The organism is Pseudomonas sp. URMO17WK12:I7, assembly GCF_003269045.1.
Lineage (GTDB): Bacteria > Pseudomonadota > Gammaproteobacteria > Pseudomonadales > Pseudomonadaceae > Aquipseudomonas > Aquipseudomonas putida_J.
The window spans coordinates 102667-129304 of sequence record NZ_QLTL01000011.1; the positions used below are offsets into that span (position 1 = coordinate 102667).

General features: G+C 63.5%; 25 protein-coding genes and 2 pseudogenes. 17 read left to right on the top strand and 10 right to left on the bottom strand.

Annotation, left to right across the window (positions count from 1 at the left end; translation table 11 throughout):
- Window positions 1-7 precede the first annotated feature (7 nt).
- Together H040_RS16490 and H040_RS16495 are read right to left on the bottom strand one after the other, a co-directional pair.
- Window positions 8-601 carry a 2-hydroxychromene-2-carboxylate isomerase gene (locus H040_RS16490; protein ID WP_027916794.1) on the bottom strand — a complete coding sequence of 198 codons (594 nt, stop codon included), beginning with the start codon at window positions 599-601 and terminating at the stop codon, window positions 8-10.
- 26 nt (window positions 602-627) lie between these two features.
- A complete protein-coding gene (locus tag H040_RS16495) occupies window positions 628-1359 on the bottom strand; it encodes an SDR family oxidoreductase (RefSeq protein ID WP_027916795.1) in 732 nt (243 codons plus the stop codon).
- An 88-nt stretch (window positions 1360-1447) separates the two neighbouring features.
- Between H040_RS16495 and H040_RS16500 the strand changes: the two genes are divergently transcribed.
- Together H040_RS16500 and H040_RS16505 are read left to right on the top strand one after the other, a co-directional pair.
- Entirely contained in the window at window positions 1448-2011 is a 564-nt protein-coding gene (locus H040_RS16500; RefSeq protein ID WP_027916796.1) for a TetR/AcrR family transcriptional regulator, read from the top strand.
- Window positions 1998-2591 (top strand): eCIS core domain-containing protein, encoded by a 594-nt coding sequence (locus H040_RS16505; RefSeq protein ID WP_027916797.1) that lies wholly within the window; start codon window positions 1998-2000, stop codon window positions 2589-2591. The genes H040_RS16500 and H040_RS16505 overlap by 14 nt, the downstream gene beginning before the upstream one ends.
- A 123-nt stretch (window positions 2592-2714) precedes the next feature.
- Here H040_RS16505 and H040_RS16510 read toward each other — a convergent pair whose 3' ends face one another.
- Window positions 2715-3707 (bottom strand): bile acid:sodium symporter family protein, encoded by a 993-nt coding sequence (locus H040_RS16510; RefSeq protein ID WP_027916798.1) that lies wholly within the window; start codon window positions 3705-3707, stop codon window positions 2715-2717.
- Window positions 3708-3826: 119 nt separating this feature from the next.
- Here H040_RS16510 and ampC point away from each other — a divergent pair, with 119 nt between their 5' ends.
- The 3 genes from ampC to H040_RS16525 all read left to right on the top strand — a co-directional run bounded on the left by ampC (window position 3827) and on the right by H040_RS16525 (window position 6103).
- Window positions 3827-4963 (top strand): class C beta-lactamase, encoded by a 1137-nt coding sequence (gene ampC / locus H040_RS16515; RefSeq protein WP_027916799.1) that lies wholly within the window; start codon window positions 3827-3829, stop codon window positions 4961-4963.
- 295 nt (window positions 4964-5258) lie between these two features.
- The gene (locus tag H040_RS16520; RefSeq protein ID WP_027916800.1) at window positions 5259-5591 is read left to right on the top strand and encodes a hypothetical protein; all 333 of its coding nucleotides are present in this window, start codon (window positions 5259-5261) and stop codon (window positions 5589-5591) included.
- 89 nt (window positions 5592-5680) lie between these two features.
- Window positions 5681-6103: a group II truncated hemoglobin gene (locus tag H040_RS16525; protein ID WP_027916801.1), complete on the top strand. Its 423-nt coding sequence runs from the start codon at window positions 5681-5683 to the stop codon at window positions 6101-6103.
- On the opposite strand, the gene H040_RS16530 is transcribed toward H040_RS16525, so the two are convergent.
- From H040_RS16530 to H040_RS16545, 4 genes are all read right to left on the bottom strand, one after another.
- Entirely contained in the window at window positions 6094-6396 is a 303-nt protein-coding gene (locus H040_RS16530) for a hypothetical protein (RefSeq protein ID WP_027916802.1), read from the bottom strand. The two genes, H040_RS16525 and H040_RS16530, sit on opposite strands and share 10 nt — an antisense overlap.
- A 160-nt stretch (window positions 6397-6556) precedes the next feature.
- Window positions 6557-6745, bottom strand: a complete 189-nt coding sequence (locus H040_RS16535; RefSeq protein ID WP_027916803.1) for a hypothetical protein — start codon at window positions 6743-6745, stop codon at window positions 6557-6559.
- 137 nt (window positions 6746-6882) lie between these two features.
- The gene (locus H040_RS16540; protein WP_027916804.1) at window positions 6883-7203 is read right to left on the bottom strand and encodes a YbjQ family protein; all 321 of its coding nucleotides are present in this window, start codon (window positions 7201-7203) and stop codon (window positions 6883-6885) included.
- A 195-nt stretch (window positions 7204-7398) separates the two neighbouring features.
- Complete coding sequence (locus tag H040_RS16545) at window positions 7399-8286, bottom strand: EamA family transporter (RefSeq protein ID WP_027916805.1); 888 nt, start codon at window positions 8284-8286, stop codon at window positions 7399-7401.
- A 235-nt stretch (window positions 8287-8521) separates the two neighbouring features.
- On the opposite strand from H040_RS16545, the gene H040_RS16550 reads away from it, so the two are divergent.
- Window positions 8522-9919, top strand: coding sequence for a purine-cytosine permease family protein (locus H040_RS16550; RefSeq protein ID WP_027916806.1), 1398 nt, complete (start codon window positions 8522-8524; stop codon window positions 9917-9919).
- A 137-nt stretch (window positions 9920-10056) separates the two neighbouring features.
- On the opposite strand, the pseudogene H040_RS16555 reads toward H040_RS16550, so the two are convergent.
- Both H040_RS16555 and H040_RS16560 read right to left on the bottom strand, forming a co-directional pair.
- Window positions 10057-10824: pseudogene (locus H040_RS16555) on the bottom strand (class II aldolase/adducin family protein); the annotation flags it as partial.
- Between the two features lie 126 nt (window positions 10825-10950).
- Window positions 10951-11994, bottom strand: a complete 1044-nt coding sequence (locus H040_RS16560) for an ABC transporter substrate-binding protein (RefSeq protein ID WP_027916808.1) — start codon at window positions 11992-11994, stop codon at window positions 10951-10953.
- Between the two features lie 188 nt (window positions 11995-12182).
- Here H040_RS16560 and H040_RS16565 point away from each other — a divergent pair, with 188 nt between their 5' ends.
- The 9 genes and pseudogenes from H040_RS16565 to H040_RS16610 all read left to right on the top strand — a co-directional run bounded on the left by H040_RS16565 (window position 12183) and on the right by H040_RS16610 (window position 22594).
- A complete protein-coding gene (locus tag H040_RS16565; RefSeq protein ID WP_027916809.1) occupies window positions 12183-14135 on the top strand; it encodes an oxidoreductase in 1953 nt (650 codons plus the stop codon).
- Between the two features lie 39 nt (window positions 14136-14174).
- The gene (locus H040_RS16570) at window positions 14175-14777 is read left to right on the top strand and encodes a helix-turn-helix domain-containing protein (protein WP_027916810.1); all 603 of its coding nucleotides are present in this window, start codon (window positions 14175-14177) and stop codon (window positions 14775-14777) included.
- 82 nt (window positions 14778-14859) lie between these two features.
- A pseudogene (locus H040_RS16575) lies at window positions 14860-15126 on the top strand (NAD(P)/FAD-dependent oxidoreductase); the annotation flags it as partial.
- Between the two features lie 133 nt (window positions 15127-15259).
- Window positions 15260-16099, top strand: a complete 840-nt coding sequence (gene yghU / locus H040_RS16580; RefSeq protein WP_027916812.1) for a glutathione-dependent disulfide-bond oxidoreductase — start codon at window positions 15260-15262, stop codon at window positions 16097-16099.
- Window positions 16100-16240: 141 nt separating this feature from the next.
- A complete protein-coding gene (locus H040_RS16585) occupies window positions 16241-17944 on the top strand; it encodes an amidase (RefSeq protein WP_027916813.1) in 1704 nt (567 codons plus the stop codon).
- 184 nt (window positions 17945-18128) lie between these two features.
- Window positions 18129-18806 (top strand): helix-turn-helix transcriptional regulator, encoded by a 678-nt coding sequence (locus tag H040_RS16590; RefSeq protein WP_027916814.1) that lies wholly within the window; start codon window positions 18129-18131, stop codon window positions 18804-18806.
- Entirely contained in the window at window positions 18803-19732 is a 930-nt protein-coding gene (locus tag H040_RS16595) for a pyridoxal-phosphate dependent enzyme (protein ID WP_027916815.1), read from the top strand. Before H040_RS16590 ends, H040_RS16595 begins: the two co-directional genes overlap by 4 nt.
- Window positions 19733-20218: 486 nt before the next feature.
- Window positions 20219-21316: a carboxynorspermidine decarboxylase gene (locus H040_RS16605; protein WP_027916816.1), complete on the top strand. Its 1098-nt coding sequence runs from the start codon at window positions 20219-20221 to the stop codon at window positions 21314-21316.
- Window positions 21317-21349: 33 nt separating this feature from the next.
- Complete coding sequence (locus tag H040_RS16610) at window positions 21350-22594, top strand: saccharopine dehydrogenase family protein (RefSeq protein WP_027916817.1); 1245 nt, start codon at window positions 21350-21352, stop codon at window positions 22592-22594.
- 104 nt (window positions 22595-22698) lie between these two features.
- Here H040_RS16610 and H040_RS16615 read toward each other — a convergent pair whose 3' ends face one another.
- Window positions 22699-23745: a class I SAM-dependent methyltransferase gene (locus tag H040_RS16615; protein ID WP_027916818.1), complete on the bottom strand. Its 1047-nt coding sequence runs from the start codon at window positions 23743-23745 to the stop codon at window positions 22699-22701.
- A 589-nt stretch (window positions 23746-24334) separates the two neighbouring features.
- Here H040_RS16615 and H040_RS16620 point away from each other — a divergent pair.
- Entirely contained in the window at window positions 24335-25672 is a 1338-nt protein-coding gene (locus H040_RS16620) for a UDP-glucose dehydrogenase family protein (protein WP_027916819.1), read from the top strand.
- Window positions 25660-26634: an NAD-dependent epimerase gene (locus tag H040_RS16625; protein WP_027916820.1), complete on the top strand. Its 975-nt coding sequence runs from the start codon at window positions 25660-25662 to the stop codon at window positions 26632-26634. Before H040_RS16620 ends, H040_RS16625 begins: the two co-directional genes overlap by 13 nt.
- The last annotated feature ends 4 nt before the right edge of the window (window positions 26635-26638 follow it).

A 26638-nucleotide genomic window follows, 5' to 3' on the forward strand; every position in this document is an offset into this window, starting at 1 on the left:
TCCTGCCTCATCGAGCCAGCGCTTCTTCGACGAAATCCAGGCGATCCTGGCCGAAGAACATCTCACCCTCGACAAACACCGTCGGCGCACCAAACACACCACGCGCCACGGCCTCTTCAGTCACCCGTTTCAGTTCAGCCTTGACCTCGCCATCCGCCGCCAGGGCATGAAATGCCGCAGGGTCGAAACCCGCCTGACCGAGGGTTTCATCCAGCGTCGCAGCATCACTCAGGTTGCGCTGTTGCGCCCATAGTCCCCTGAAAAGTGCCGCCACCAACACGTCAAACTGCCCGGGTGAACGAAGCTGCATGCCGATCACGCCGCGCATCAGGGTCAGCGTGTTTACCGGAAACCCCGGCGGCATCCCGAACGGCACGCCGTAACGGCGGGCATAACGCCCAAGATCGGTGAACATGTAGCGGCCCTTGGCAGGGACCATTGCTGGCGAAGCGTTGCCGGTGGCCTGAAACACCCCGCCCAGCAGCATTGGCCGGTACACCAGGGTTGCGCCATTTCGGGCGCAGAGGGTAGGCAACTGGGTCCAGGCCAGATAGCTGGCCGGGCTGCCCAGGTCGAAGTAAAACTCCACGGTCTTGCTCATGCGTCACACTCCTTGGTCAGTCAGGCTTACCAGCGCTCCATCCACGGGCGCAGGTCCAGTTCGAAGGTCCAGGCATCGCGGGGCTGGGCATGCAGGAACCAATAGCTGTCGGCGATGTGCGCCGGGTCGAGAATGCCGTCCTGGTCCTTCAGCGCGTAGCGCTCAGGGAAACTGTCGCGGATGAACGCAGTATCGATGGCACCATCCACCACCACATGGGCAACATGGATGTTCCGTGGCCCCAGCTCCCGCGCCATGCTCTGGGCCAACGCGCGCAACCCGTGCTTGGCGCCAGCGAACGCCGCGAAACCGGCAGCACCCCGAGTACCGGCGGTGGCGCCGGTGAAGAGGATGGTGCCGCGCTCACGGGTGACCATGCGCCGGGCCACGGCTTGCGCCGTGAGGAAGCCAGCGAAGCAGGCCATTTCCCAGATCTTGAAGTACTTGCGCGGTGTCTCCTCAAGGATGCTGCACGGCACATTGGCGCCGATATTGAACACAAAGGCCTCGATCGGGCCAATATCACGCTCGATGGTTTCGACCAGCTCGGCAACCTCTTCTTCCTTTCGCGCATCCGAGCCGAAACCATGGGCCTGGCCCCCTTCGGCGCGGATTTCATCGATAAGCGGCTGGAGTTTTTCGGCCTGGCGGCGGGTAATGCAGGCGACGTAACCCTCACGGGCAAAACGTTTGGCGATCGCCCCGCCCGTGGCGTCCCCGGCACCGATCACCAGCACCACTTTTTGTTGTTCTGTCATGCCTGCCCCCATTGATGAATGATCGTTTAGTAAACGAACGCTATGTTATGATCGCCCCCATCGTCAAGCCAGCGCGAAGAGGTTGTGCATGCGCTACTCCACGGATCACAAGCAGCAAACCCGCGACAAGCTGCTGGCCAGCAGCGGCGCACTGGCCAAGCGCGGCGGCTTTTCCAGCACCGGCGTGGCCGGGTTGATGAAGGCCATCGGCCTGACCGGCGGCGCCTTCTACAATCACTTCCCGTCCAAGGACGCCCTGTTTACCGAGGTGGTCCGCCAGGAGCTGTGCAACAGCCCGCTGGCGCGCCTGGCCAACCAAGGTGCCAGCCGCGAGCGCCTGGCCCGCTGCCTGCAGCAGTACCTGAGCCTGGCGCACTTGCACAATGCCGAAGGCGGCTGCCCGCTGCCGCCGCTGGGGGTGGAAATCGCCCGCGCCGAGCAGCCTGTGCGCGAGGAGGCCGAACACTGGCTGGTGAGCCTGCATGCAGCGTGGAGCGAAACACTCGAAGACCCGGAGTTGGCCTGGGTGCTGATCAGCCAGTGCGTCGGCGCAGTGGTGGTCGGGCGCATGCTGGCCAGCGAGGATGTGCAACAGCAGGTGCTCGATGCCAGTAAACGGCTTGTCGACAGGGCATTGAATGAAGCGAGTTAACCTGCTGTTGGCGCTGCTGCTGGCTGCGCCAGCGCTTGCCGAACAGGCCTGCCCGCCCGGGCAGTACCAAGTCTGCCTGATGGCCTGCTTCTGCGCGCCGATCGACCCCGGCCAGGCCGGGCAGATCCTCAAGGATGTCGAGACCGCGGCGTCGAGCAGCCTGGCGTTCGCCTTGCAGCAAGCGCGAGACGAGGCCACTGCCAATGGCACTCAACCGATCCCCTTGCACGTCCGCGCGCAACTGGAACCCTGGTACGACTTTGCCGTGCTCGATGCAGCTCGCTACCGGGTGGGTGACGAGCAGCAGGTCACGGCGGCCAACGCCATGCTGCAGAACCCGGACGTGAACGCCGTAACACTGATCGACACCATCATCTTCCGCCATGCCAGTGATGCCGAGGACAACGTGGCGTTGTGGGCCCATGAGCTGAAGCATGTGCAGCAGTATCAGCAGCTTGGGGTGAATGAATTTGCCAGGCGCTATACGCGCAACTACGAAGAACTGGAGGGGCCGGCCTACAAGATCGAGGCCGAGGTGGGGAAGGCATTGCGTGAGCGCAGCTCCGGGCAGGCCCGATAAACTGCACCGGCCCCTTCGCGGGTAAACCCGCTCCCACAGGATATTCACCAAGCTCGAAGGTGGTGCAGTACCTGTGGGAGCGGGTTTACCCGCGAAAAGGCCAGTACAGACAACATGAAGCTATCAGGAAGAAGCGGTAGCGCCCTCAACCGCCTGCTCACGGCTGGCATAGCGCTGCGCCAGTACCGCACACACCATCAGCTGGATCTGGTGGAACAGCATCAGCGGCAGGATCATCGCGCCGATGCCGCTACCCACGAACAACACCTGCGCCATCGGCACCCCGGTCGCCAGGCTCTTCTTGGAGCCGGCAAACAGGATGGTGATGCGGTCTTCCAGGTTGAAGCCCAGTACCTTGCCCAGCATTCGCGTACCGAACAGCACCACCGCCAGCAGGATACCGCAGACGGCGAACAGCCCCGCCAGGTGCTGTGGCGACACGGTGTGCCACAGGCCGGTGACCACGGCCTCGCTGAACGCGGTGTAGACAACCAGCAGGATCGAACCTTGGTCCACGATCTTGAGCCAGCGGGCATTCTTCTTGACCCAGGCACCGATCCAGCGCCGTGCGATCTGCCCGGCCACGAACGGCACCAGCAGCTGCAGGGTAATTTTCAACACGGCATCCAGCCCCGAACCGGTATCGCCACTGGCCCCCAGCAGCAGCATCACCAGCAGCGGCGTCAGGAAGATACCGATCAGGCTGGAAGCGGCAGCGCTGCAGATGGCCGCAGGCACGTTGCCGCGGGCCAGCGAGGTGAAGGCGATGGCCGACTGCACGGTGGCCGGCAGCGCGCACAGGTACAGCACGCCCAGGTACAGCTCGTTGCCCACCAGCGGCACGAACAACGGTTTGAACGCCAGGCCCAGCAGCGGGAACATCACGAACGTGCAGGAGAACACCAGCAGATGCAGACGCCAGTGGCCAGCACCGGCGATGATCGCCTCGCGCGACAGCTTGGCACCGTGCAGGAAAAACAACAGGCCGATCGCCAGGTTGGTCAACCAGCCAAAATACACCGCGCCGTCGCCCGAGCAAGGCAGCACGGTGGCGATCAGTACCACCCCGAGCAGGCATAGGGTGAAGTTGTCGAACAACATGCGCAAATACTTCATAACGTTTTCCATCTTGTCGTTGTGCAAGGGCAGACGATAAGGTCTGAGGCTTTTTCCTGCTAACGCCGGAACCCCCATCGGTGTCGCTCAACGGACACTCTCACAAATAGGACCTTTGCATGCCACGTGTACGTCTCGCCCCACTGCTCATCCTGTTCGGCCTCGCCTCGGCGCACGCTGCCGGGCCGATGCAGGCCAAAGTGGACGAAGTTATCCGGCCCCTGATGAAAGAGCAGGACATCGCCGGCATGGCCGTGGCGGTCTACGTCAACGGTCAGGCCCACTACTTCAATTATGGCGTGGCCAGCAAAGCCGACAGCAAGGCGGTAACTGCCGACACGCTGTTCGAGATCGGCTCGCTGAGCAAGACCTACACGGCCACCCTCGCCGCCCTGGCCAGCGCCGAAGGCACGCTCGACCTGAACGCCCCTGCCCGGCGCTACCAGCCAGCGCTTGCCGGTGCGCCTCTAGGCGACCTCAGCGTGCTGGAGTTCGGGGCCTACAGCGCCGATTGCCTGCCATTACAGTTCCCGGACGCAGTGCAGACCCCAGAGCAGACGCTGGCATTCTTCCGCAATTGGCAGCCGCGCAGCGAGCACGGCACCCAGCGTTGCTACTCCAACCCGAGCCTGGGCCTGTTCGGCGACCTTGCGGCGCGTGCGCAGCAGCGCACCTTCGCCGATGTCATGACCAGGCACCTGTTGCCAGAGCTGGGCTTGCGACACACGTACCTGCAGGTACCACAAAGCGAGCAAGGCCTGTATGCCCAGGGCTATGACGCGCAGAACCGCCCCGTGCGGGTCAGCCCTGGCCCGTACGCCGACGAAGCCTATGGCATCAAGACCAGCGCCAGCGACCTGCTGCGTTACCTGCGCCTGAACATGCAAGCGAGCGAACTTTCAGCGCCACTGCGCAAAGCCATCGCCATCACCCAGGCCGGTTACTTCAGCGTCGGCAACATGACCCAGGGCCTGGGCTGGGAGCGCTACCCCTACCCGGTCAGCCTGGACACCCTGGTCGATGGCAACAGCCCGCGGCTGATCCGCGAACCCCAGGCCACTCAGCGCCTGAACCCGCCTCTGCCTGCACTGCCGGCGGCCTGGTACAACAAGACCGGCTCCACCAACGGCTTCGGCGTCTACGCCGCCTTCATCCCAGCCGAAGGCAAGGCCATCGCCCTGCTCGCCAACCGCAATTACCCTAATGAAGCCCGTGTGCGCGCGGCCTTCCAGATCCTGTCCAAACTTGACCGCTAAGTCACTGCCAGATGGATTGTCAGACAATATGTAGTGAGAAAAAATATTCACTACAAAACCATTGACGCCATTCCTCGCCCTTGTGCATGATGAAGCCGTCTCCCTGATCGGGAGCGGTGGCAAGGGTGTTCCAGACGGTTTGCGCGGTAACGCAGGCCGTCCGTGGAGAGGGAATCTGTCCAAAAGGCAGCGTGAGAAAGCCCCTGTTGCGATGCTGCTGTAGCAGCCTTGGTAGTGCGCTACAACCTGTGGCGCCAACTGTGACAATCAACAACAAATAGGTGATGGGGGCTTTATGATGAACTTGAACAACAATCCGACAATCGACCAATTGGCCCAGCTGTTCGCAGTACGCAAGGACAGCCTCGACGACCACCTGCTGTGGGTCAGCCAGACCGGCGAGGTGCGCATCGACCGCCTGCCGCCGAACACTGTCGAAGATGAATTTGAAGCGCACCTGCCTAGCATGCGCGCACGCTTCAAGGTCTACCGCCGCGGCCAGGGCTACGTCGGCAAGAAGGCCGCCGCCGATACCGAGTTCGTCGGCCGCGTCCTGCAGACCCTGCAACAAGAATGGCCCGCCGCCCGTGAGCGGCAGGCAGTCAAGGTGATCGAACCGCTGAACTGAGGGTTCGCCACCACTTACGGAGCCCGGCCTGCATAGGCCGGGCTTTTTCATGCCTGCTAGAATGCCGGCCCGTGATTGTGGAGCCCAGCATGACTACCCCTGCATATGGCACTGGCGACGCTTCGTACCAGGCCGCTGGCGGCATCGACGGCCTGCGCCGACTGGTCGACGACTTCTACCGGCTGATGGATCAGAACCCAGTCGCCGCTCCGGTGCGGCAGATGCACCCGGCCGATCTCGCTGGCTCGCGCGACAAGCTGGCGTGCTTCCTCAGTGGCTGGCTGGGCGGGCCACCGCTGTACGCTGAACGCTATGGCTCGATCGGTATCCCGTCGTTCCATGCGCAATGGCCGATCGACGCGCAACACGCGGGAATCTGGCTGACGTGCATGCGCGATGCCATCGCCTTGCAGCCTTGGGAGCCGGCTTTCGCCGACTACCTGCTGCGCCAGCTTCAGGTGCCGGCCCAGCGCATCGTCCAGGCCGCCAGCGCGCGCCACCCTCAGGCCTGAAGGCGCCGCGGCGCCACGGGCAACGGCAACGCACCCGTGGCCAGCGCCCGAGCCCGGTCTACTCCCCACACCAGCGCGCGGGTCATGGTTTCGCCCGGCCGCGCCGGGTAGTACTCCTCCAGCAGCGCCCTGCCGTCCTGGCCGTACAGCCCGAGGAACAGCTGCGTGGCGCCGAGCCGCGACAGACGCACCTGGATGTCCAGCGTGGTGCCGTCGCTGAGTACTTCGTCGTGGCAGCGGCTATGCAACTGTGCATCGGCCCACTGCCAATAGGTCTCGTCCCTGACTCGCATGGAAAATCAATCCTCTCTTTCCTGAATGCCGCGCCAGAAGACCACAACTGCGCAGGCGCCGCGAGGGCAACTCGCGGTTACCATGAGCAGGATCAAGCAACACCAACAAAAACCCCGCCATCGGGCGGGGTTGTGTGAGCAGGTTCACTTTTTCGCAGGCTTACTTTCTGGCCGGCACCCTTGGCGTGAAGCGGCCCTTCTTGCTGCGCTGCAGGTGGGCTGGCTTGAGGTCTTCTGATTCATCCAGGGTCATGTGGGCAAAGCCCAGGCGAAATGCCGCCTGCCCACAACGCACCTGGCTGTTGATCGGGAATGCATCATTCGTGTCTTCGAAAAAGGACTCGCTCATGCCCTGTCTCCATGTCAGTGGCGACCGCGTCGGCCAACAACGGGCTGACCTGAAAAACGCGACCTGTGACTGTGAGACTAGCCGGTCACAAGCGGACTGCCCGGCCAAACCCGGCAGACCCGACCAGTGGCATTTAGCTACTTCAGCCGCACGGCAGTACCGGTGGCGAACACCACGACCATGCCCCCTTGCACTGACGGCATGCTGATCTCGAAGTCCACGCCCACCACTGCATCGGCTTGCAACTGCCGTGCCCGCGCCTTGAGCTCCTCGGTGGCCTGCTCGCGGGCCTCGCGCAGGGCGCTTTCCAGGGTCTGCGAACGGCCACCGAAGACGTCACGAAAACGGGTGAAGAAATCGCGCACGAAGTTGATGCCCTGCACCGATTCGGAGCTGACCACGCCAAGGTACTCGGCAATCGGGCGGCCTTCGAGCTGGCTGGTAGTAGAGATGATCATGCTGAGCTCCTAGGCCTTGCAAAAAAAAACCAAGTCTACCAAACGCCAAAAACCAATCGCCGGCAACCAGCGCTCACAAATGATTCACGGTTTTTCAGGTGTATGCAGTAGCTGTGGGCGCTTCTATCATGCTCAACCTCTAAAACCTGGCCGATCCATGTGGGCGCCGCGCTTGCCGGCGATGGGGCCTTCAGCTCATTGCGCGCTGGCCGCCCGCAGGCGCTGCCCCAGCTTCGCCCCGAACACATTGACCAGCAGGCCGAGCATCACCAGCAGTGCCCCCCACCCTTGCACCGCCGTCAGCCGCTCACCCAGCAACCAGGCCGAGGAGCTGAGGCCAATCACCGGCACCAGCAGCGAAAACGGCGCCACTTTGCCTGCCGGGTGGCGCGACAGCAACTGGCTCCACAAGCTGTAGCCGAGCATGGTGGCAACGAACGCCAGGTAAGCCAGTGCCAGCACCGAGCTCCAACCGATATTGGCCAGCGAGTGGCTGATCCGCTCCGGCCCTTCCAGCCACCACGACAAGGCCAGGAAGGGCAACGGTGGAATCAACCCGCCCCAGATCACCATCGCCACCAGGTCCACCGAGCCAAAGCGGCGGGTGATGATGTTGCCCATGCCCCACATGGCCCCGCCACACAAGGTCAGCAGCAACGCCAACAGCGGCACATGGCCACTGTCTTCACTGCCGATCAGCGCCAGGCCGCTGGCGGCGACCAGCAACCCCAGCACACTGGCCAGACGCAGGCGCTCACCAAGGAACAGCGCGGCAAAGCCGAGGGTGAAGAACGCCTGTGACTGCAGCACCAGCGACGCCAGGCCCGGCGGCATGCCGCTGTACATGGCCTGGAAAAGGAAGGCGAACTGGCCCAGGGAGATGGTCGCGCCATAGGCAATCAGCCAGCGCCATGGCAGCTTCGGCCGCTTGACCAGAAGAACCGCCGGAAACGCCACCAGCAAAAAGCGCAACGCCCCCAGCAGCATCGGCGGCAAGCCATCGAGGCCGACCTTGATGACCACGAAATTGACTCCCCAGGCGACAATCACCACCAGGGCGATCAGCAGGTCCTTGAGCGGCATTGCAGCTTCCTTCTTCAGGCGTTCTAGACATATTTCGTAACAGCATAAGGCCATTTTCCCGCCAGGGACCAGCACAGTTGTGGCCAACCCTTGTACAACAGATTGGCTGTTATGCCCTTGCAGGCTTCACTTGACCCTACTTGTATAGACATGCTCATATCAGGCAGACGCCATCTGCGCGGCCTGCAGGCGTCACCCTCTCCCTGACACAAAAACAATGAAGTGGAGCCCACAAATGTCTCGCAAATCCGTGCTCGAACGGCGCTCTATCGATTACATTCCCGAAGCCGAGCGCCATGGCAAGCTGTACAGCCAATTCACCCTGTGGCTCGGTGCCAACCTGCAGATTACCGCCATCGTCACGGGCGCCCTGGCCGTGGTGCTGGGCGGCGACGTGTTCTGGTCGTTGATCGGCCTGCTGCTAGGCCAGCTCATCGGCGGCGCGGTCATGGCCCTGCATGCGGCCCAGGGCCCGCGCCTTGGCCTGCCGCAGATGATCTCCAGCCGCGTGCAGTTCGGTGTCTATGGCGCGGCCATCCCGATGGTGCTGGTGTGCCTGATGTACCTGGGCTTCACCGCCACCGGCACGGTGCTGTCCGGGCAAGCCATCGGCCAGTTGCTGAGTGTCAGCGACAGCACCGGCATCCTCATCTTCGCCTCGGTGATCGTGCTCGCCACCCTGGCCGGCTATCGCGTGATCCACTGGATCGGCCGGGTCGCCAGCGTGCTGGGCATCATTGCCTTCGTGTACCTGTTCAGCCGCATCCTCATGCTTGCCGACATCGGCCAACTGCTTGAAAACCGCCACTTCAGCTGGGCCACCTTCCTGCTCGCGGTGTCGCTGGCCGCCTCCTGGCAGATCGCCTTCGGCCCCTACGTGGCGGATTACTCTCGCTACCTGCCGAGCAGCACCTCGCCGGTGAAGACCTTCCTCGCCGCCGGCCTGGGTTCGGTCATCGGCGCCCAAGCGTCGATGATCCTCGGCGTGTTCGCCGCAGCGATTGCCGGCGGGGAGTTTTCCGGACGTGAAGTGGCCTACATCGTCGGCCTCGGCGGGGCCGGCACCACCGCTGCGCTGCTGTACTTCAGCATCGCCTTCGGCAAGGTGACCATCTCGACGCTGAACTCCTACGGCAGCTTCATGTGTATCGCCACCATCATCAGCGGCTTTCGTGGCCACCTGGCGATCAGCCGCGTTCAGCGCCTGGTGTTCGTGCTGGCCATCGTCGGCGCCGCCACCCTGGTAGCCCTGCTCGGCCAGCATTCGTTCCTCAGTGCATTCAAGTCGTTCATCCTGTTCCTGCTGACCTTCTTCGTGCCCTGGAGCGCGGTCAACCTGGTGGACTATTACTTCATCACCAAAGAGCGCTACGACATCCCGGCCCTGGCTGACCCCGAGGGACGCTACGGCCGCTGGAACTGGCCTGGCATCAGCGTCTACACACTCGGCGTGCTGGTGCAGATGCCGTTCATCGATACCAAGCTGTACACCGGCCCAATGGTCGCGCACCTGGGTGGCGTGGATGTGTCATGGCTGATCGGGCTGGTGGTGCCTAGCGTGCTGTACTACTGGGTGGCGCGCCGGCGGGCCGCAGAGGCACCGGCCAGCATGATCGTGCCGCAGGCGCGCTGATCGCGTTGCCACCGAAACTGAACGCGCGAATGGCCGTGTACCAAGATCGCCAGTGCCGGCCCTTCGCGGATAAATCCGCTCCTACAACAAGTCCACTGGCGTTGCAGGAGCGGATTTATCCGCGAACGAGTGGTTAGTCAGTTTCGATAATCAGGCGCAATCCGCTCCAGCATTCGCAACAAAGCCCCCCAGGCCAGTTGCAGCGCATCCGGGTCATTCAGCTCGCCCTGTTTCAAGCCCCGCATCGGCTCATTGAACTGCCGTTCGGTATGCGCGCACACCGCTTCCGGGGGCAGCACCAGCGGCCCGGCACTCTGCGCCGCCAGCTGGATCTCGCAGGCCTTCTCCAGGTAATACATGCGCAGAAACGCCTCGGCCACCGAGCGCCCGGTGGTCAACAGGCCATGGTTGCGCAAAATCATCACCGGTTTGTCGCCCAGGTCCGCCACGAGCCGTTGCTGCTCATCCAGGTCCAGGGCAATGCCTTCGTAAGCGTGGTAGGCGACCTTGCCATGGAACTCCATCGACATCTGGTTGACCGGCAGCAACCCGCACTCCAGCGCCGCCACCGCGCAACCGGCGCGGGTGTGGGTGTGCAGCACGCACTGGGCATCCTCGCGGGCGGCATGGATGGCGCTGTGGATGACGAACCCGGCCGGGTTGACCGGGTGTTCGGTGGGCTCTACCGGCTGGCCCTGCAGGTCGATTTTCACCAGGCTCGACGCGGTGATTTCGTCGAACAACAGGCCATAGGGGTTGATCAGGAAATGGTGCTCGGGGCCTGGCAGGCGCAGCGAAATATGGGTGAAGATCAGGTCCGACATGCGGAAATGGGCAATCAGGCGGTAGCAGGCGGCCAGTTGCTGGCGCAGGGTCTGTTCCGTGGCGGTCATGGTTGTTCTTCCTGTTGTTTTTTTGGCTGCTGTTCAGCCCATCGCCGGCAAGCCAGCGCCCACACGTACCGCGCAGGTTTGCGTGTGCGGCGGCTGGCTTGCCGGCGATGGGCCGCAACGCGGCCCCGATAAGCTACATCATTTACTGGCCCAGGCATTGAAGCGCTGTTCCAGCTCTTCGCCATGGTCGACCCAGAACTCCACATTCATCGCCAGCGCGCCCTGCAGGTTTTCCGGCGAGGTCGGCACCCAGCTGGCCAGCGCCGGGTCAAGCTTGGCCGCCGCCTGGGTGTTGGTCGGCCCATAGGGGATCTGCTCGACATAACGCACCTGGGTATCCGGCTGGTTGGCATAGCTGATCAGCCGCTTGGCCTGATCGACATGCTTGGAGCCCTTGATGATTGCCCAATAGTCCATTCCATACAGGCTACCAGGCCAGACCACCGCCAGCGGGCTGCCCTGCTGCGCGGCCACGGCGATGCGGCCGCTGTAGGTCGAGGTCATCACCACATCACCCGCCGTCAGCCATTGCGCCGGCTGCGCGCCAGCATCCCACCACTGGATATACGGCTTGAGTTCAGTCAGCTTGGCAAAGGCACGTTCGACACCTGCCGGGGTCGACAGGACCTTGTACACGTCCTCAACCTTGACCCCGTCCGCCAACAGGGCGAACTCCAGGTTATACACCGCGCGCTTGCGCAGCCCGCGTTTGCCCGGGTACTTCTGCACGTTCCAGAAATCGGCCCAAGAGCTCGGCGCCTGGGCCAGCTTGTTGCGGTCGTAGGCAATCGCCACGCTCCACACCAGCGCTGCCGAGCCGCAGTCCTGGGCGGCAGCAGGGATCAGTTCGGCGGCATGCCCCAGCCGCTGCCAGTCGAGGTGCTCGTAGATCCCTTCGTCGCAGCCGCGCATCAGGTCCGGCCCCTCGATCTGCACCACGTCCCAGTCGACATTACCGGTATCGGCCATCACCTGGATGCGCGCCATCTCGCCGTTGTATTCGCTCTGGATCAACTTGCTGCCGTCCTGGGCGCTGAAAGGCTGGAAGATCGCCACATCCTGGGCTTTCTGACCGGCGCCGCCATAGCCGACCACGACCATCTGCGGCGCCGCTTGCACACTGCCCAGGCCTACGGCCAACAGCGCTGCGCAAAGGCCGGTATTGCGGGGAAATGCCTGCATCGAGTTGCCTCCTGTCGGTACCTTCCAGCGAGAGCTCGAAGGCCCGTTTCTTGTTTTGGTGAGGTCACGCGCCACTGCCGTGGCTGGGAAAAAGCTAGTCCGGCACCAGTAAAAAAACAAGTTGATTTTTTACTACCGCTACACTTTCATGAGAAAAACAAGAACAACACCGCACCGGAGCCGCCCGCATGACGACCGCCTTCGCCCACCTGTTCGAACCCCTGCAGATCCGCGGCAAACGCCTGAAAAACCGCATCATGTCGACCGGCCACGACACCTGCCTGCCCACCGACAACCTGGTCAACGACAAGCTCATCGCCTATCAGCGCGCCCGTGCCGCCGGCGGCGTCGGCCTTATCGTGCTGCAAGTGGCAGGGGTGCACGACAGTGCCCGCTACACTTCGCACGTGCTGATGGCCACCGACGACGCCTGCATCGACGGCTACCGGCGCCTGGCCGAGGCCTGCCATGCCCACGGCACGGTGGTGCTGTCGCAGCTGTTCCATCCAGGGCGGGAGATCATGGAATCGGCGGACGGCCTGCTGGCGGTGGCCTACTCGGCCTCGTCGGTACCCAACGAACGCTTCCGAGTGATGCCGCGTGCGCTGGACCAGCCGATGATCGACGAGATCGTCCAGGGCTATGCCAGCGCCGCCCGGCGCCTGCACCAGGCCGGCCTGGACGGTGTCGAGGTAGTGGCCAGCCACGGCTACCTGCCAGCGCAATTCCTTAACCCACGGGTGAACCAGCGCAACGACGGCTACAACGGCGGGCTGGAACAGCGCCTGCGCTTTCTGCGCGAAGTGCTGGCGGCAGTCAGGGCGGCCACCGACGAGCAGTTCATTGTCGGCCTGCGCATCAGTGCCGACGAGCGCGACAGCGAGGGCCTGAGCGAAGACGAGTCACTCGCCGCCGCCCAAGCCCTGCAAGATCAGGTGGACTACCTGCATATCGTCGCCGGCACCTCTGCGTCGTTGGGCGGCGCCGTGCATATCGTGCCGCCCATGGCTGTCGCGCCGGCCTACCTGGCGCGCGAGGCCGGGACCTTCAAGCAGCACCTGAACATTCCGTTGTTCGTCACCGGGCGCATCAACCAGCCGCAGGAAGCCGAACTGATCCTGGCGCGTGGCCAGGCCGACGTGTGTGGCATGACCCGCGCGCTGATCTGCGACCCGCAGATGCCGGCCAAAACCGAAGGCGGCAAGGTCGAGAACGTGCGTGCCTGCATCGCCTGCAACCAAGCCTGCATCGGCCACTTCCACAAAGGGCTGCCGATCTCCTGCATCCAGCACCCGGAAACCGGCCGCGAACTGCAGTATGAAACACCGGTTCCCATTACCGTGCGCAAGCGCATCCTGGTGGCCGGGGGCGGCCCCGCCGGCATGAAGGCTGCAGCCGTTGCCGCGGCCCGTGGGCATGAGGTCACGCTGTACGAAGCCAGTACACAACTCGGTGGCCAGATACAGCTCGCACAATTGCTGCCGCGGCGCAGCGAGTTCGGCGGCGCCAGTACCAATTTGCAGCGGGAGATGGAACTGGCAGGCGTACGCGTAGTACGTAATACGCGTGTCGACCGCGCCCTGGTCGAGCGTGAACGCCCCGACCTGGTGATTGCCGCTACCGGCGCCACGCCCTATTGGCCATCGTTCGAACGCAGCGGCGAATTGCAGGTGGTGGACGCTTGGCAGGTACTGCGCAACGAGGTCAGCCTCGGCCGCTCGGTGCTGGTGATCGACTGGCGCAGCGACTGGATCGGCCCGGGCATCGCCGAGCGCCTGGTGCGCGACGGCCACCAGGTGCAGCTGGCAGTAAACGGCACCCACTGCGGCGAAAGCCTGCCGCTGTATGTACGCGACCAGCTGGCCGGCGAACTGCACCGCCTGGGCATACCGATCACGCCTTATGCCCGCCTGTACGGCAGCGACGACAACACCGTGTACCTGCAGCACACCGCCAGCGGTGAACCGATGATCTTCGAGGACATCGACAGCCTGGTGCTGTGCCTCGGCCATCAACCGCAGGACACCCTGGCGGCGGAACTGGCAGGCTTGGTGGAGGTACGGCGCATCGGCGACTGCCTGGCCCCACGCACGGTCGAAGAGGCCATCCACGACGGCCTGACAGTTGCCTGGGCACTCTGAGCCTGTCCATACTGCGGCTTTCCCGATGGACCGAAACGCATGAGCCAGCACCCCCAGATCCCGCCCGCCGCCGAAGATGGCGGCGCCGCGCCGCAGTTCCTCGGCGGCCGCATCCGCGGCTTGCGCAAGCGCCGCGGCATGACCCTGGCAGAGCTGGCGGCGCACAGTGAGCTGACCGCCGGCTACATCAGCCAGCTGGAGCGCAACCTGTCGTACCCGTCGATCCCGGCGCTGTTCAACATCGCCCGCAGCCTCGGCGTGACCATCCAGTGGTTCTTCGCCAGCGAAGCCACTACCGCCCCCGAAGACCAGGGTTACGTGGTGCGGCGCAACAGCCGGCTGAGCGTGCATTACGAGGACGGCATCGTCGACCAGCTGCTGACCCCGCAACCCAACCGCCAGCTGGAGATGCTGCACTCGCGCTTTCCACCGGGCACCTACAGCCAGCAGAGCTACAGCCATGAGGGTGACGAAGCGGGTTATGTGCTCTCGGGCAGTTTCGAGGTATGGGTGGGTGAGCGCCACTTCCTGCTGGGCGAAGGCGACAGCTTCAGCTTCTCCAGCCAGGCGCCACACCGCTATGGCAACCCTGGTGAAGTGGACGCCGTGGTGATCTGGGTAATCACCCCGCCAACATTTTGAAAAGATCTGCCAGCTGGCCCCGTAACATCGTTGACTGCAATTACGGTCTACTGTGTCTTTCTGACGTTCCAGGAGCACAACGATGAACAATATCCTGATCATTGGCACCGGCATCGCCGGCCCATGGAGCGCCCTGAGCGCAATCCGCCAACTGAACCTGCAGGGCCAGAGGGATGCCCAGGTAACGTTGCTGGCGCCGCAGGCCGAACTGCAACAGCCGTTGGCTCAGTGCAACCTGTGCCTGGTACAAGGCACTGCCTCGCATGTCGACGCCGCCGACCGGCGCGTGCACTACCGCACCCAGACAGGTACCCGCTGCAGCCTGCCGTATGACCGGCTGATCGCGGCGCAGCTGTGGCCGTACGCGCCATGCAGCTGACGCCCGCGCCCAATGCATTTGCGCTTTTCTCCGAACCCGTGGCATAGATGCAGGTCCACAGCCTTACGTGGTCGCTTTCGCGCTTTCCAAGGAGAACTTCTGCATGAGCAAGCCCCCTTACGTCCCGCCCAAGGTCTGGCGCAACGATGCCGCGTCCGGCGGCCAGTTCGCCAGCATCAACCGGCCGATCGCCGGGCCGACCCATGACAAGGACCTGCCGGTCGGCAAGCACCCGCTGCAACTGTACTCCCTGGCCACACCCAACGGCGTCAAGGTCACCATCCTCCTCGAAGAGCTGCTCGCCCTGGGCCACAGCGGCGCCGAGTACGACGCCTGGCTGATCCGCATCGGTGAGGGCGACCAGTTCTCCAGCGGCTTCGTCGAGGTCAACCCCAACTCGAAGATCCCCGCCCTGCTCGACCGCAGCGTCGAGCCGCCGGTACGGGTGTTCGAATCCGGCTCGATCCTGCTGCACCTGGCGGAAAAGTTCGGCGCCTTCCTGCCCAAAACCCCGGCCGCACGCACCGAAAGCCTCAACTGGCTGTTCTGGCAGATGGGCTCGGCCCCCTACCTTGGTGGCGGCTTCGGCCACTTCTATGTGTACGCGCCGGAAAAATTCGAGTACGCCATCAACCGCTTTACCATGGAAGCCAAGCGCCAACTCGATGTGCTGGAACGCCGCCTGGCGGTCAGCCGCTACCTCGGTGGCGACGAGTACAGCATCGCCGATATCGCCGTGTGGCCATGGTACGGCCAACTGGTGCGCGGCAACCTGTACGGTGCGGCCGAGTTCCTCGCGGTGGATGAATACCCACACGTGCAGCGCTGGGCCGAAGCCATCGCCCAACGCCCGGCCGTGCAACGTGGCGCCCGGGTCAACCGCACCTGGGGTGATGAAGCCAGCCAGGTGCCCGAGCGGCATTCGGCGGCTGACCTGGATTGAACCAAGGGTAACGGGGCCGCTGTGCGGCCCCGACAATGCCCCGTTGCAAAAAACCATTTCTGCGGCGCAAACCTCCCTCCCCCGATCCCTTCTTGTACACTCCTCGCACTAGCCCCAACCTGCACAAATTTTGGTGAAAGCATGATCGAGGTAACCGAGGTTTCCATTGCCGAGCTGCGCGACGCGCTCGAAACCGGCCGCACGACGGCGGTCGAGCTGGTCAAGGCCTACCTGGCACGCATCGACGCCTATGACGGCGCCGACACCGCCACCGCGCTGAACGCCGTGGTAGTGCGCAACCCTGAAGCGCTCAAGGAAGCCGAGGCCTCCGACGCCCGCCGCGCCAAGGGCCAGCCCCTGAGCCCGCTGGATGGCATCCCCTACACCGCCAAAGACAGCTACCTGGTCAAAGGCCTGACTGCCGCTTCCGGCAGCCCGGCATTCAAGGACCTGGTCGCCCAGCGCGACGCCTTCACCATCGAGCGCCTGCGCGCCGCCGGTGCCGTGTGCCTGGGCAAGACCAACATGCCACCGATGGCCAATGGCGGCATGCAGCGTGGCGTCTATGGCCGCGCCGAAAGCCCGTACAACGCCAGCTACCTGACTGCTCCATTCGCCTCTGGCTCGTCAAACGGCGCCGGTACCGCCACCGCCGCCAGCTTCAGCGCCTTCGGCCTGGCCGAGGAAACCTGGTCAAGCGGCCGCGGCCCGGCCTCGAACAACGGCCTGTGCGCCTACACCCCGTCGCGCGGCGTGATCTCGGTGCGCGGCAACTGGCCGCTGACGCCAACCATGGACGTGGTGGTGCCCTACGCCCGGACCATGACCGATCTGCTGGAAATCCTCGACGTCGTGGTCGCCGACGATGCCGACAAGCGCGGCGACCTGTGGCGCCTGCAGCCTTGGGTAGCGATCCCGGCCGCCTCCTCCGTGCGCCCGGCGTCCTACCTTGACCTGGCCGTCGACGCCAGCGCCCTCAAGGGCAAGCGCTTTGGCGTGCCGCGCATGTACATCAACAAGGACGAAGCCGCCGGCACCTCCGAGAAGCCTGGCATCGGCGGCCCGACCGGCCAACGCATCAATACCCGCGACAGCGTCATCGCCCTGTGGCAGCAGGCACGCCTGGCCCTGGAAGCAGCCGGCGCCGAAGTGCTGGAAGTCGACTTCCCGCTGGTGTCCAACTGCGAAGGCGACCGCCCGGGCGCGCCGACCGTTTACAACCGTGGCATCGTCAGCAAGGAATTCCTCCATGACGAACTGTGGGAGCTGTCGGGCTGGGCCTTCGACGACTTCCTGCGTGCCAACGATGACCCGAAACTCAACCGCCTGGCCGATGTCGATGGCCCGCAGATCTTCCCGCACGACCCGGGCACCCTGCCCAACCGTGAGGACGACCTGGCCGCCGGCATGGACGAATACGTCAACATGGCCAAGCGCGGCCTGAAGACCTGGGACCAGATCGAGACCCTGCCCGATGGCCTGCGCGGGCTGGAAAAGACCCGCAAGATGGACCTCGAAGACTGGATGGACGCGCAGGGCCTTGACGCCGTGCTGTTCCCGACCGTGGCCGATGTCGGCCCGGCCGACGCCGACGTCAACCCGGCTTCGGCGGACATCGCCTGGAGCAACGGTATCTGGGTGGCCAACGGCAACCTGGCCATCCGTCACCTGGGCGTGCCAACCGTGACCGTGCCGATGGGCGTGATGGCCGATATCGGCATGCCGGTGGGGCTGACCTTTGCCGGCAAGGCGTATACCGACAATGCGCTGCTGAGCTTTGCTGCGGCCTTCGAGGCCACTGGCTCGCGCCGTATGATTCCGCCGCGCACGCCAGCCCTGGGCTAATTTACAGGGGCCGCTTTGCGCCCCGTTCGCGGGTGAACCCGCTCCCACAGGTACTGCACAAGCCCTGAAGGCGGTGGAGCTCCTGTGGGAGCGGGTTCACCCCCGAATGAGGCTGGAAAAGCCAATCGCAGAATTCAACTTAATGTGCAAAAATACACAATAAGTTGAATTCAGTGATCACCCCATGTCCCCAGCTGAAGAACGCCAGCTCACCCTCACCGTCCTCAAGGCCGCCATCCAGGCCTTGGGCAGCGTTGCCGCGCGCAACATGGAAATCCTCCTGCACGACCTCGACCACCCGGAACACTCCGTCGTGGCGATCGTCAACGGCCACCTCTCAGGCCGCGCAGTTGGCAGCCCGATCCTCGCCGCCCCGGAGCAGGACCAGGGTTTCAAAGCCCTGATGCAGGCCAGCGCCGATCAGCAAGGCGCCGAGCCCGTGGTACTGCCCGACTACCCCACCACCCTCAAGGGCCGCACCCTGCGCAGTGCCACGGCCATCTTTCGCGACAGCAGCGGCCACCCGTTCGCCAGCCTGTGCGTCAACACCGACGTCACCGGCCTGGACGCCGCCATGGATTTTCTTCGCCAGCTGCAGCCACTGGGCGCTACGCCGGCCGAGGCCAATGGCAGCGAGCCCGCCGACATGGCGCTGCTGATGGGCGAGATCATCGAAGCCGCGCTGCAACGCAGCGGCCAGGGGCGGATGAACAAACAGGCCAAGGTCGAAGCCGTGCGGGTGATGCAGGAACGCGGCCTGTTCATCGTCAAAGGCGGCGTGGAAAAAGCCGCCGCTGCCCTTGGCGTGACCCGTTACACCATTTACAACTACCTTGAGCAACTGCGCGGAGCGAGCCAATGACCCTGCACATCCACACCCCTGTGATTGAATCCCGCCCGCTGTCGCTGGCCACCGGCGGTGCCGTGTGGCTGAAGCTCGACGCCCTGCAGCCCTGTGGCTCGTTCAAGCTGCGCGGGGTCGGCCACGCCTGCGAGGTGCACCATGCGCGGGGCGCACGCCACTTCGTGTCTTCATCGGGCGGCAATGCCGGGCTGGCGGTGGCTTATGCCGGGCGCAAGCTGGGGGTGCCGGTGACCGTGGTGGTGCCCGAGACCACCACCGAACGGGCCAGGCAACTGCTGCGCCTGGAAGAAGCCAAGGTGGTGGTACATGGCAGCTCGTGGCAAGAAGCCAATGAACGGGCATTGACGTTGGTCGGTGCAGATGATGCCTTCATTCACCCGTTCGACGACCCACTGCTGTGGGCCGGGCATGCCAGCCTGGTCGACGAAGTCGCGGCAGCCGGGCTCAAGCCGGATGCGGTGGTGCTCTCGGTTGGCGGCGGCGGCTTGCTCAGCGGTGTGGTCGAAGGGTTGCAGCGCAATGGCTGGGGCGATGTGCCAGTGCTGGCCGTGGAGACCACAGGCGCCGCATCGCTGCATGCAGCCATGCAGGCCGGGCAAACGGTGGAACTCGAACGCATCGCCTCGGTGGCCAGCTCGTTGGGCGCAAAGCGCGTGGCCGAACAGGCACTGGCGTGCACCCGCCAGCATCCCGTGCACAGCCACCTGGTCAGTGACCGGGCTGCGCTGGAGGCTTGCGAGCGCTTCCTGCTGGACCATCGAGTGCTGGTGGAGCCGGCGTGCGGTGCGGCGCTGGCGCTGGCTTATGAAGCCGATGCCCTGGCCAGTTACCAGAACGTGCTGGTGGTGGTGTGTGGCGGGGCAACGGCTACGCTGGAACAGATTCAAGAGTGGTTGAAGGTGGTCGATCAAAGGGTGGAATGAACGACGGCATGGCTGCCGGGTTCGTCGTGGCATCTTTAGCGCCTGTGAGACCGAGCGCCGCCCGCGCGGCGCATCGCGGATAAATCCGCTCCTACATCTGTTTCGGACCAGTAACGCCTGTAACAGTCGCGCGCGACCGCCTTGCTCGTACGACGCGATATCGAGCCATGCGCCAAGGCGTTCGCGCGCAAATCTCCCAGGATCAATTGGCCCGAAACAGACGTAGGAGCGGATTTATCCGCGATGCGCCGCGCGGGCGGCGCTCGGTCTCACAGGCGCTGAAAATGCCATGGCAAGCACAAGCCATTGGTCAGCCTGTCATCAAGCTGTTCATTTCCCCCTGTACTACTGAACCCACCACTGCCGAAACATTTCACCTGCAACTACAGCCGCGCAGACGAAATACACCATCCGCCCTTTCGATCTGCGGCAAGTGAAGGCACAATGCGGGTCTTTTTTTTGGCCGGCCTGGCCGGGGGCCTTTAAATGATCAAGACGCCGTACTACCTCATCGACAAAACCAAGCTGCTGAGCAACATGGAGAAGATCGCCTACGTGCGCGAAAACTCCGGTGCCAAGGCACTGCTCGCCCTCAAGTGCTTCGCCACCTGGTCGGTGTTCGACCTGATGCAGCAGTACATGGACGGCACCACCTCGTCCTCGCTGTTCGAGCTCAAGCTCGGCCGCCAGAAATTCGCGGGAGAGACCCACGCCTACAGCGTGGCCTGGGCCGATGACGAAATCGAGGAAATGCTCGAGAACTGCGACAAGATCATCTTCAACTCGATCGGCCAGCTGCAGCGCTTCGCCGAACAGTCCGAAGGCAAGGTCCGCGGCCTGCGCGTCAACCCGCAGGTGAGCAGCTCCGACTACCTGCTGGCCGACCCTGCCCGCCCGTTCAGCCGCCTCGGTGAATGGGACCCGGCAAAGATCGAACAGGTGATCGAGCAGATCTCCGGCTTCATGTTCCACAACAACTGCGAGAACGGTGACTTCAGCCTGTTCGACAAGATGCTGTCGCACATCGAAGAGCGCTTCGGTCACCTGCTGCACAAGGTCGAGTGGGTCAGCCTCGGTGGCGGCATCCACTTCACCGGCGAAGGCTATGCCCTGGACGCCTTCTGCGCGCGCCTGAAAGCCTTCTCGCAGAAGTACGGCGTGCAGGTCTACCTGGAACCAGGCGAAGCCGCCATCACCAACAGCGCCTCGCTGGAAGTGACCGTGCTCGACACCCTGTACAACGGCAAGCACCTGGCCGTGGTCGACAGCTCGATCGAAGCGCACCTGCTCGACCTGCTGATCTACCGCCTCAACGCCAAGATGGCCCCTAACGACGGCGAGCACACCTACATGGTCTGCGGCAAGTCGTGCCTGGCGGGCGACATCTTCGGCGAATACCAATTCGACCGCCCGCTGGCCATCGGCGACCGCCTGTCGTTCATCGACACGGCCGGCTACACCATGGTCAAGAAAAACTGGTTCAACGGTCTGAAGATGCCATCCATCGTGGTCAAGCAGCTCGACGGCAGCGTCGAGGTGGTCCGCGATTTCGGTTTTGAAGACTACGTTTCCAGCCTGTCGTAAGACCGGCTTTCCAAGTAAGGAGCAAAAGGTAAATTGAAGAAGAACGTTCTTATCATTGGTGCAGGAGGTGTCGCCAAGGTGGTGGCCCACAAGTGCGCGCAGCATAACGACGAACTGGGTCGTATCGCTATCGCGTCACGGAACATCTCCAAATGCCAGGCCATCATCGACAGCGTCAAGGCCAAGGGTAGCCTCAAGGTACCCGCCGACATCCAGGCCTTCTCGCTCAATGCCCTCGATGTCGAGGCGACCAAGGCACTGATCCGCGAGACCGAATCGCAGATCGTGATCAACGTCGGTTCCGCCTTCCTCAACATGTCGGTGCTGCGTGCCTGCATCGATACCGGTGTCGCCTATCTGGACACCGCCATCCACGAAGAGCCGGGCAAGATCTGCGAGACCCCGCCGTGGTACGGCAACTACGAGTGGAAACACCTCGAAGAGTGCCAACAAAAGAACATTACCGCCATTCTCGGCGTCGGTTTCGACCCGGGTGTGGTGAACAGCTACGCAAAACTTGCGCAGCAACAGTACTTCGACAGCATTGATTCGATCGATATTCTCGACGTCAATGCCGGTTCCCATGGCAAGTACTTTGCTACCAACTTCGACCCGGAAATCAACTTCCGTGAGTTTACCGGGCAAGTATGGAGCTGGCAGAACAGCCAGTGGACCAGCAACACCATGTTCGAAGTCAAGCGTACCGACGACTTGCCGGTAGTAGGTTCGCAGAACCTGTACCTGACCGGCCACGACGAAGTTCATTCGATCTCGAAGAACCTCAATGTGCCGAACGTGCGTTTCTGGATGAGCTTCGGCGAGCACTACATCAATGTGTTCACCGTGCTGAAGAACCTCGGCCTGCTCTCGGAGCAACCGGTGAAGACTGCCGAAGGCCTGGAAGTGGTGCCGCTGAAAGTGGTCAAGGCCGTGCTGCCTGACCCGGCCTCGCTGGCCCCGGGCTACACCGGCAAGACCTGCATCGGTGACCTGGTCAAGGGCACCAAGGACGGTAAGCCGCGCGAAGTGTTCATCTACAACGTGGCCGACCACGAAGAAGCCTACGCCGAGACCGATAGCCAGGGTATTTCCTACACCGCCGGTGTACCGCCAGTGGCCGCGGCCTTGCTGGTCGCCCGTGGCGAGTGGGATGCCAAGCGCATGGTCAACGTCGAGGAGCTGCCAGCCGAGCCGTTCCTCAAGGCGCTGGACGTGATGGGCCTGCCGACCCGCGTGAAAGATGAAAATGTCGATCGTCCCTGGGACGCTGAAGCCTAAGCAGTAAAGCAGAAGGGGCGCCAACATGGCGCCCCTTCTGCTTTACCAAGCCCGGCCCCTTCGCGGCGGTTCGACGCCTCGAAGACGCCAGTGCCGGTTGTCACCTATTTACGGGCCTCCAGGATCAGGTTGAACGGCGTCTGCGTCGCCCGCCGGAACTGTGTGAACCCCGCCTCCTCGAACACCGCCCGCAACCGCGCCTCCCCGGCCTGTGCCCCCAACCCCAGCCCCACTTCCTGGGACAACGAATTCGGCGTGCAGATGAACGTCGACGCCGCATAGAACAAGCGCCCGACCGGCGTCAGGTTGCCCTCCAGCGAATCCTCGGCATAGGGTTCCACCAGCATCACCGTGCCGTCCGCCTTCAGCGCCCGGTAGGCATGCTTCGCCGCGCCCACGGGGTCGCCCATGTCATGCAGGCAATCGAAGAAGCACACCAGGTCGTGGTCATGCCCCGGGTAATCCTTGGCCGATGCCTGCTGGAAGCTCACCCGCCCCGCAAGCCCCGCTTCGCGCGCACGCTCGTTGGCCGTGGCAATGGACGGTGCGTGGTAGTCATAGCCCGTGAAGGTAGACGCTGGAAACGCCTGCGCCAGGACCAGGGTCGAGGCGCCATGGCCACAACCGACATCCGCCACCTTGGCCCCGGCCTGCAGCTTGGCTACCACACCTTCCAGCGCCGGCAGCCAGTCCGCGACCAGAAAGGTGCGGTAACCGGGCCGGAAGAAGCGCTCGGTGCCACTGAACATGCACGGGTGGTGGTCACCCCAGGCCAGCCCGCCGTTGCCGCGCATGGCCGCCACCAGCTTGTCCTTGTCATGGAACAGCGCCGCGATGACCGCCGCGCCGCCGGCCATGTAGGCCGGCGAGTCTTCCAGCGCCAGGGCCATGGCCTGCTCCTCTGGAAGGACGAAGGTGCCCTTGTCATGCACCACGTAGCCAGACGCTGCCTGGGCGTTGAGCCATTCACGCACCAGCCGTGGGTGGCATCCGGTCTTCGCCGCCAGTGCCTCGGGGCTGGTCGGCTGGCTGTCTGCCATGGCCCGATACAGCCCGAGCTCATCGCCGAGGACTACATTGGCCAGGGTCGCCGCAGCGCCCATGTCTCCAACCAGCTTACCCACGAATTCGTGAAGCCTTGCCTCGTCCATGACCTGCCCTCCTCTGCAAGAAGGCCACCGTCGACGAGGAAATCCGGTTCAAGGGGAGCGGTGGTCAGCGGGATAATGGGTATGTATCGGATTTAAGTTTAGTCTCTCGACGCGAACGGTGGACAATGCAATGCCATGCACGGCTGACAAACAGGAAATAGAATCAACCACATCTAAAGCAATTCTCGACAGTTACTGTCATACAACTGTCACCTCTTACTTCAACTTATTCCTAAGAAAGCGCCCGTCTTTCCGGCACTTCATAAACGGCTGTCTTAGCTCTCGATTTGTGCCTTCCCCCTGATTGGGGCGCGTGCACGTTGTAGGTGCTGATTTCCCCCGCTAATTCCAGGCCTCGCCAGTTCGCTTTTGCGCGCTGATGGCAGCTGTACGCCCTTTATTTCCAGAAACTAACGGGTGCACAAGAACTGGCCAGACAGAGCAGCATCGGCCAGCGCGCTCAGGTAACAAAAATTAAACAAGAGTGTGACATTTTTTTTCAGCTTTTTCGCCAAGGATCTGATCGGCCGAGCACCAGGCCCCTGCGTGCAGGGCTAGCGCCTACAGGTTCACACCATGGAGCTGCTGAATGAAGGTTACGGTTTTTGGTACCGGCTATGTCGGCCTGACTCAGGCTGTCTGCCTGGCCCAGGTGGGGCATTCGGTGTTGTGCATGGATATCAATGCCGAACGGGTTGCAACCCTCAGCAAGGGGCATTGCCCGATCTTCGAGCCCGGCCTTGCGCCGCTGCTGGAAAAGAGCCTGGCTTGCGGTCGCCTGCGTTTCACCACCGACGCCCGTGAAGCGGTGCAACATGCAAAATTGCAGTTCATCGCCGTCGGCACCCCGCCCCAGGCCGATGGCAGTGCCGACATGCGCCATGTGTTCGCTGTGGTCGACAGCATCCTCCAACATGCCGAGGGCCCCAAGGTCATCGTCAACAAGTCCACCTCGCCGGTCGGCACGGTAGACCGCATCAAGGCGCGCATCGGCCAGGCCGTGGCCGATGGCGAACGCCACCAGGTCATCAGCAACCCCGAATTCCTCAAGGAAGGCTCTGCGGTGGATGATTGCATGCGCCCGGACCGCATCGTCATTGGCGGTGCCGCACCGGCCGAGGTCGAGCTGCTGCGCGAGCTGTACCAGCCATTCAGCCGCAACCGCGAAAAGCTCATGGCCATGGATGCACGCAGCGCCGAGCTGACCAAGTACGCCGCCAACTGCATACTGGCGACCAAGATTTCCTTCATCAACGAAATGGCCAACCTGGCCGAGCTCCTGGGTGCCGACATTGAAATGGTCCGTCGCGGCATCGGCTCGGACCCGCGTATCGGCTATGACTTCATCTATCCCGGCTGCGGTTTCGGTGGTTCGTGCTTCCCCAAGGATCTGCAGGCACTGCGCAAGAGTGCCGAGGCCGTAGGCTTCGACCCGCAGCTGCTAAGTGCAGTAGAGGCGGTCAACCAGCGGCAGAAGAGCCGCCTGTTCAGCAAGATCCAGCGCCACTACCCAGGCGGGGTGCAGGGCAAGGTCTTCGCCTTGTGGGGGCTATCGTTCAAACCCAACACCGATGACATTCGCGAAGCCTCCAGCCTGGTGTTGCTCGAAGCGCTGTGGGCCGCCGGCGCCAGCGTCCAGGCCCACGACCCGCAGGCCATGGAGGACATTCAGCGGCACTATGGCCAGCGCCCCGACCTGACGCTGGTGCCCTGCAAGGACGATGCGCTGGAAGGCGCCGATGCCCTGGTGATCGTCACCGAATGGCAAGACTACCGGGTGCTGAACCTGGACAAGGTCTTGCAGCAGCTGGCTGACTGCGTGGTGTTCGACGGTCGCAACCTGTTCGAGCCCGAGCAAATGGCCGCCGCCGGCCTCACGTACTACGGCATCGGCCGTGGCCAGGTGAAACAGCCATGCCCGTACTGATCACCGGCGCAGCCGGATTCATCGGTTTTCACCTGGCGCGCCGTTTGTGCGAAGCGGGCGTCGAGGTGGTCGGCATCGACAACCTCAATGCCTACTACAGCGTCGAACTCAAACTGGCACGCCTGCAACAGTTGCTGACCTACCGCAACTTCCGCTTCCAGACGGTCGACATCGCCAATGCGGCCGACCTGCAGCAACTGTTCGCCGGGCAGCCATTCAGCGAAGTGATCCACCTGGCGGCGCAGGCCGGTGTGCGCTACTCGCTGGACAACCCCAGTGTCTACGGGCAGTCCAACCTGACCGGTTTTCTCAACCTGCTCGAAGCCTGCCGCCAGCACCCACCGCGTCACCTGGTCTATGCCTCCAGCAGCTCGGTGTACGGCGCCAACAGCAAGCAGCCATTCAGCATCGACGACCCGGTCGAGCAGCCGATTTCGCTGTATGCCGCAAGCAAACGCGCCAACGAGTTGATGGCGCACAGCTACGCGCACTTGTACCAGTTGCCGGTCACTGGCCTGCGCTTCTTCACCGTCTACGGGCCGTGGGGCCGCCCCGACATGGCGCTGTTCAAGTTCACCCGGGCGATGCTCGCTGGCCAGCCGATCGAGGTCTACAACCATGGCCAGATGGCGCGTGACTTCACCTATGTCGACGACATCGTCGAGAGCGTCCTGCGCCTGCGCCTGAAGGCCCCGCAGCCCGGCGCCGGGCAAGCACCCTGCCAGCTGTTCAACATCGGCCGCGGCCAGCCCGTGCGGCTGCTGGAGTTCGTCGAGTGCCTGGAAAACACGCTGGGCATCAAGGCCCGGCGCGAGTACCTGCCCTTGCAGGCCGGTGACGTGCTGGAAACCTGGGCGGATGTCGACTCACTGACGCGCTGGATCGATTTTTCGCCGAGCACACCGCTGGAGCACGGCGTTGCCGCATTCGTCGGCTGGTACCGGGATTTCTACCGGGTTTGAACCT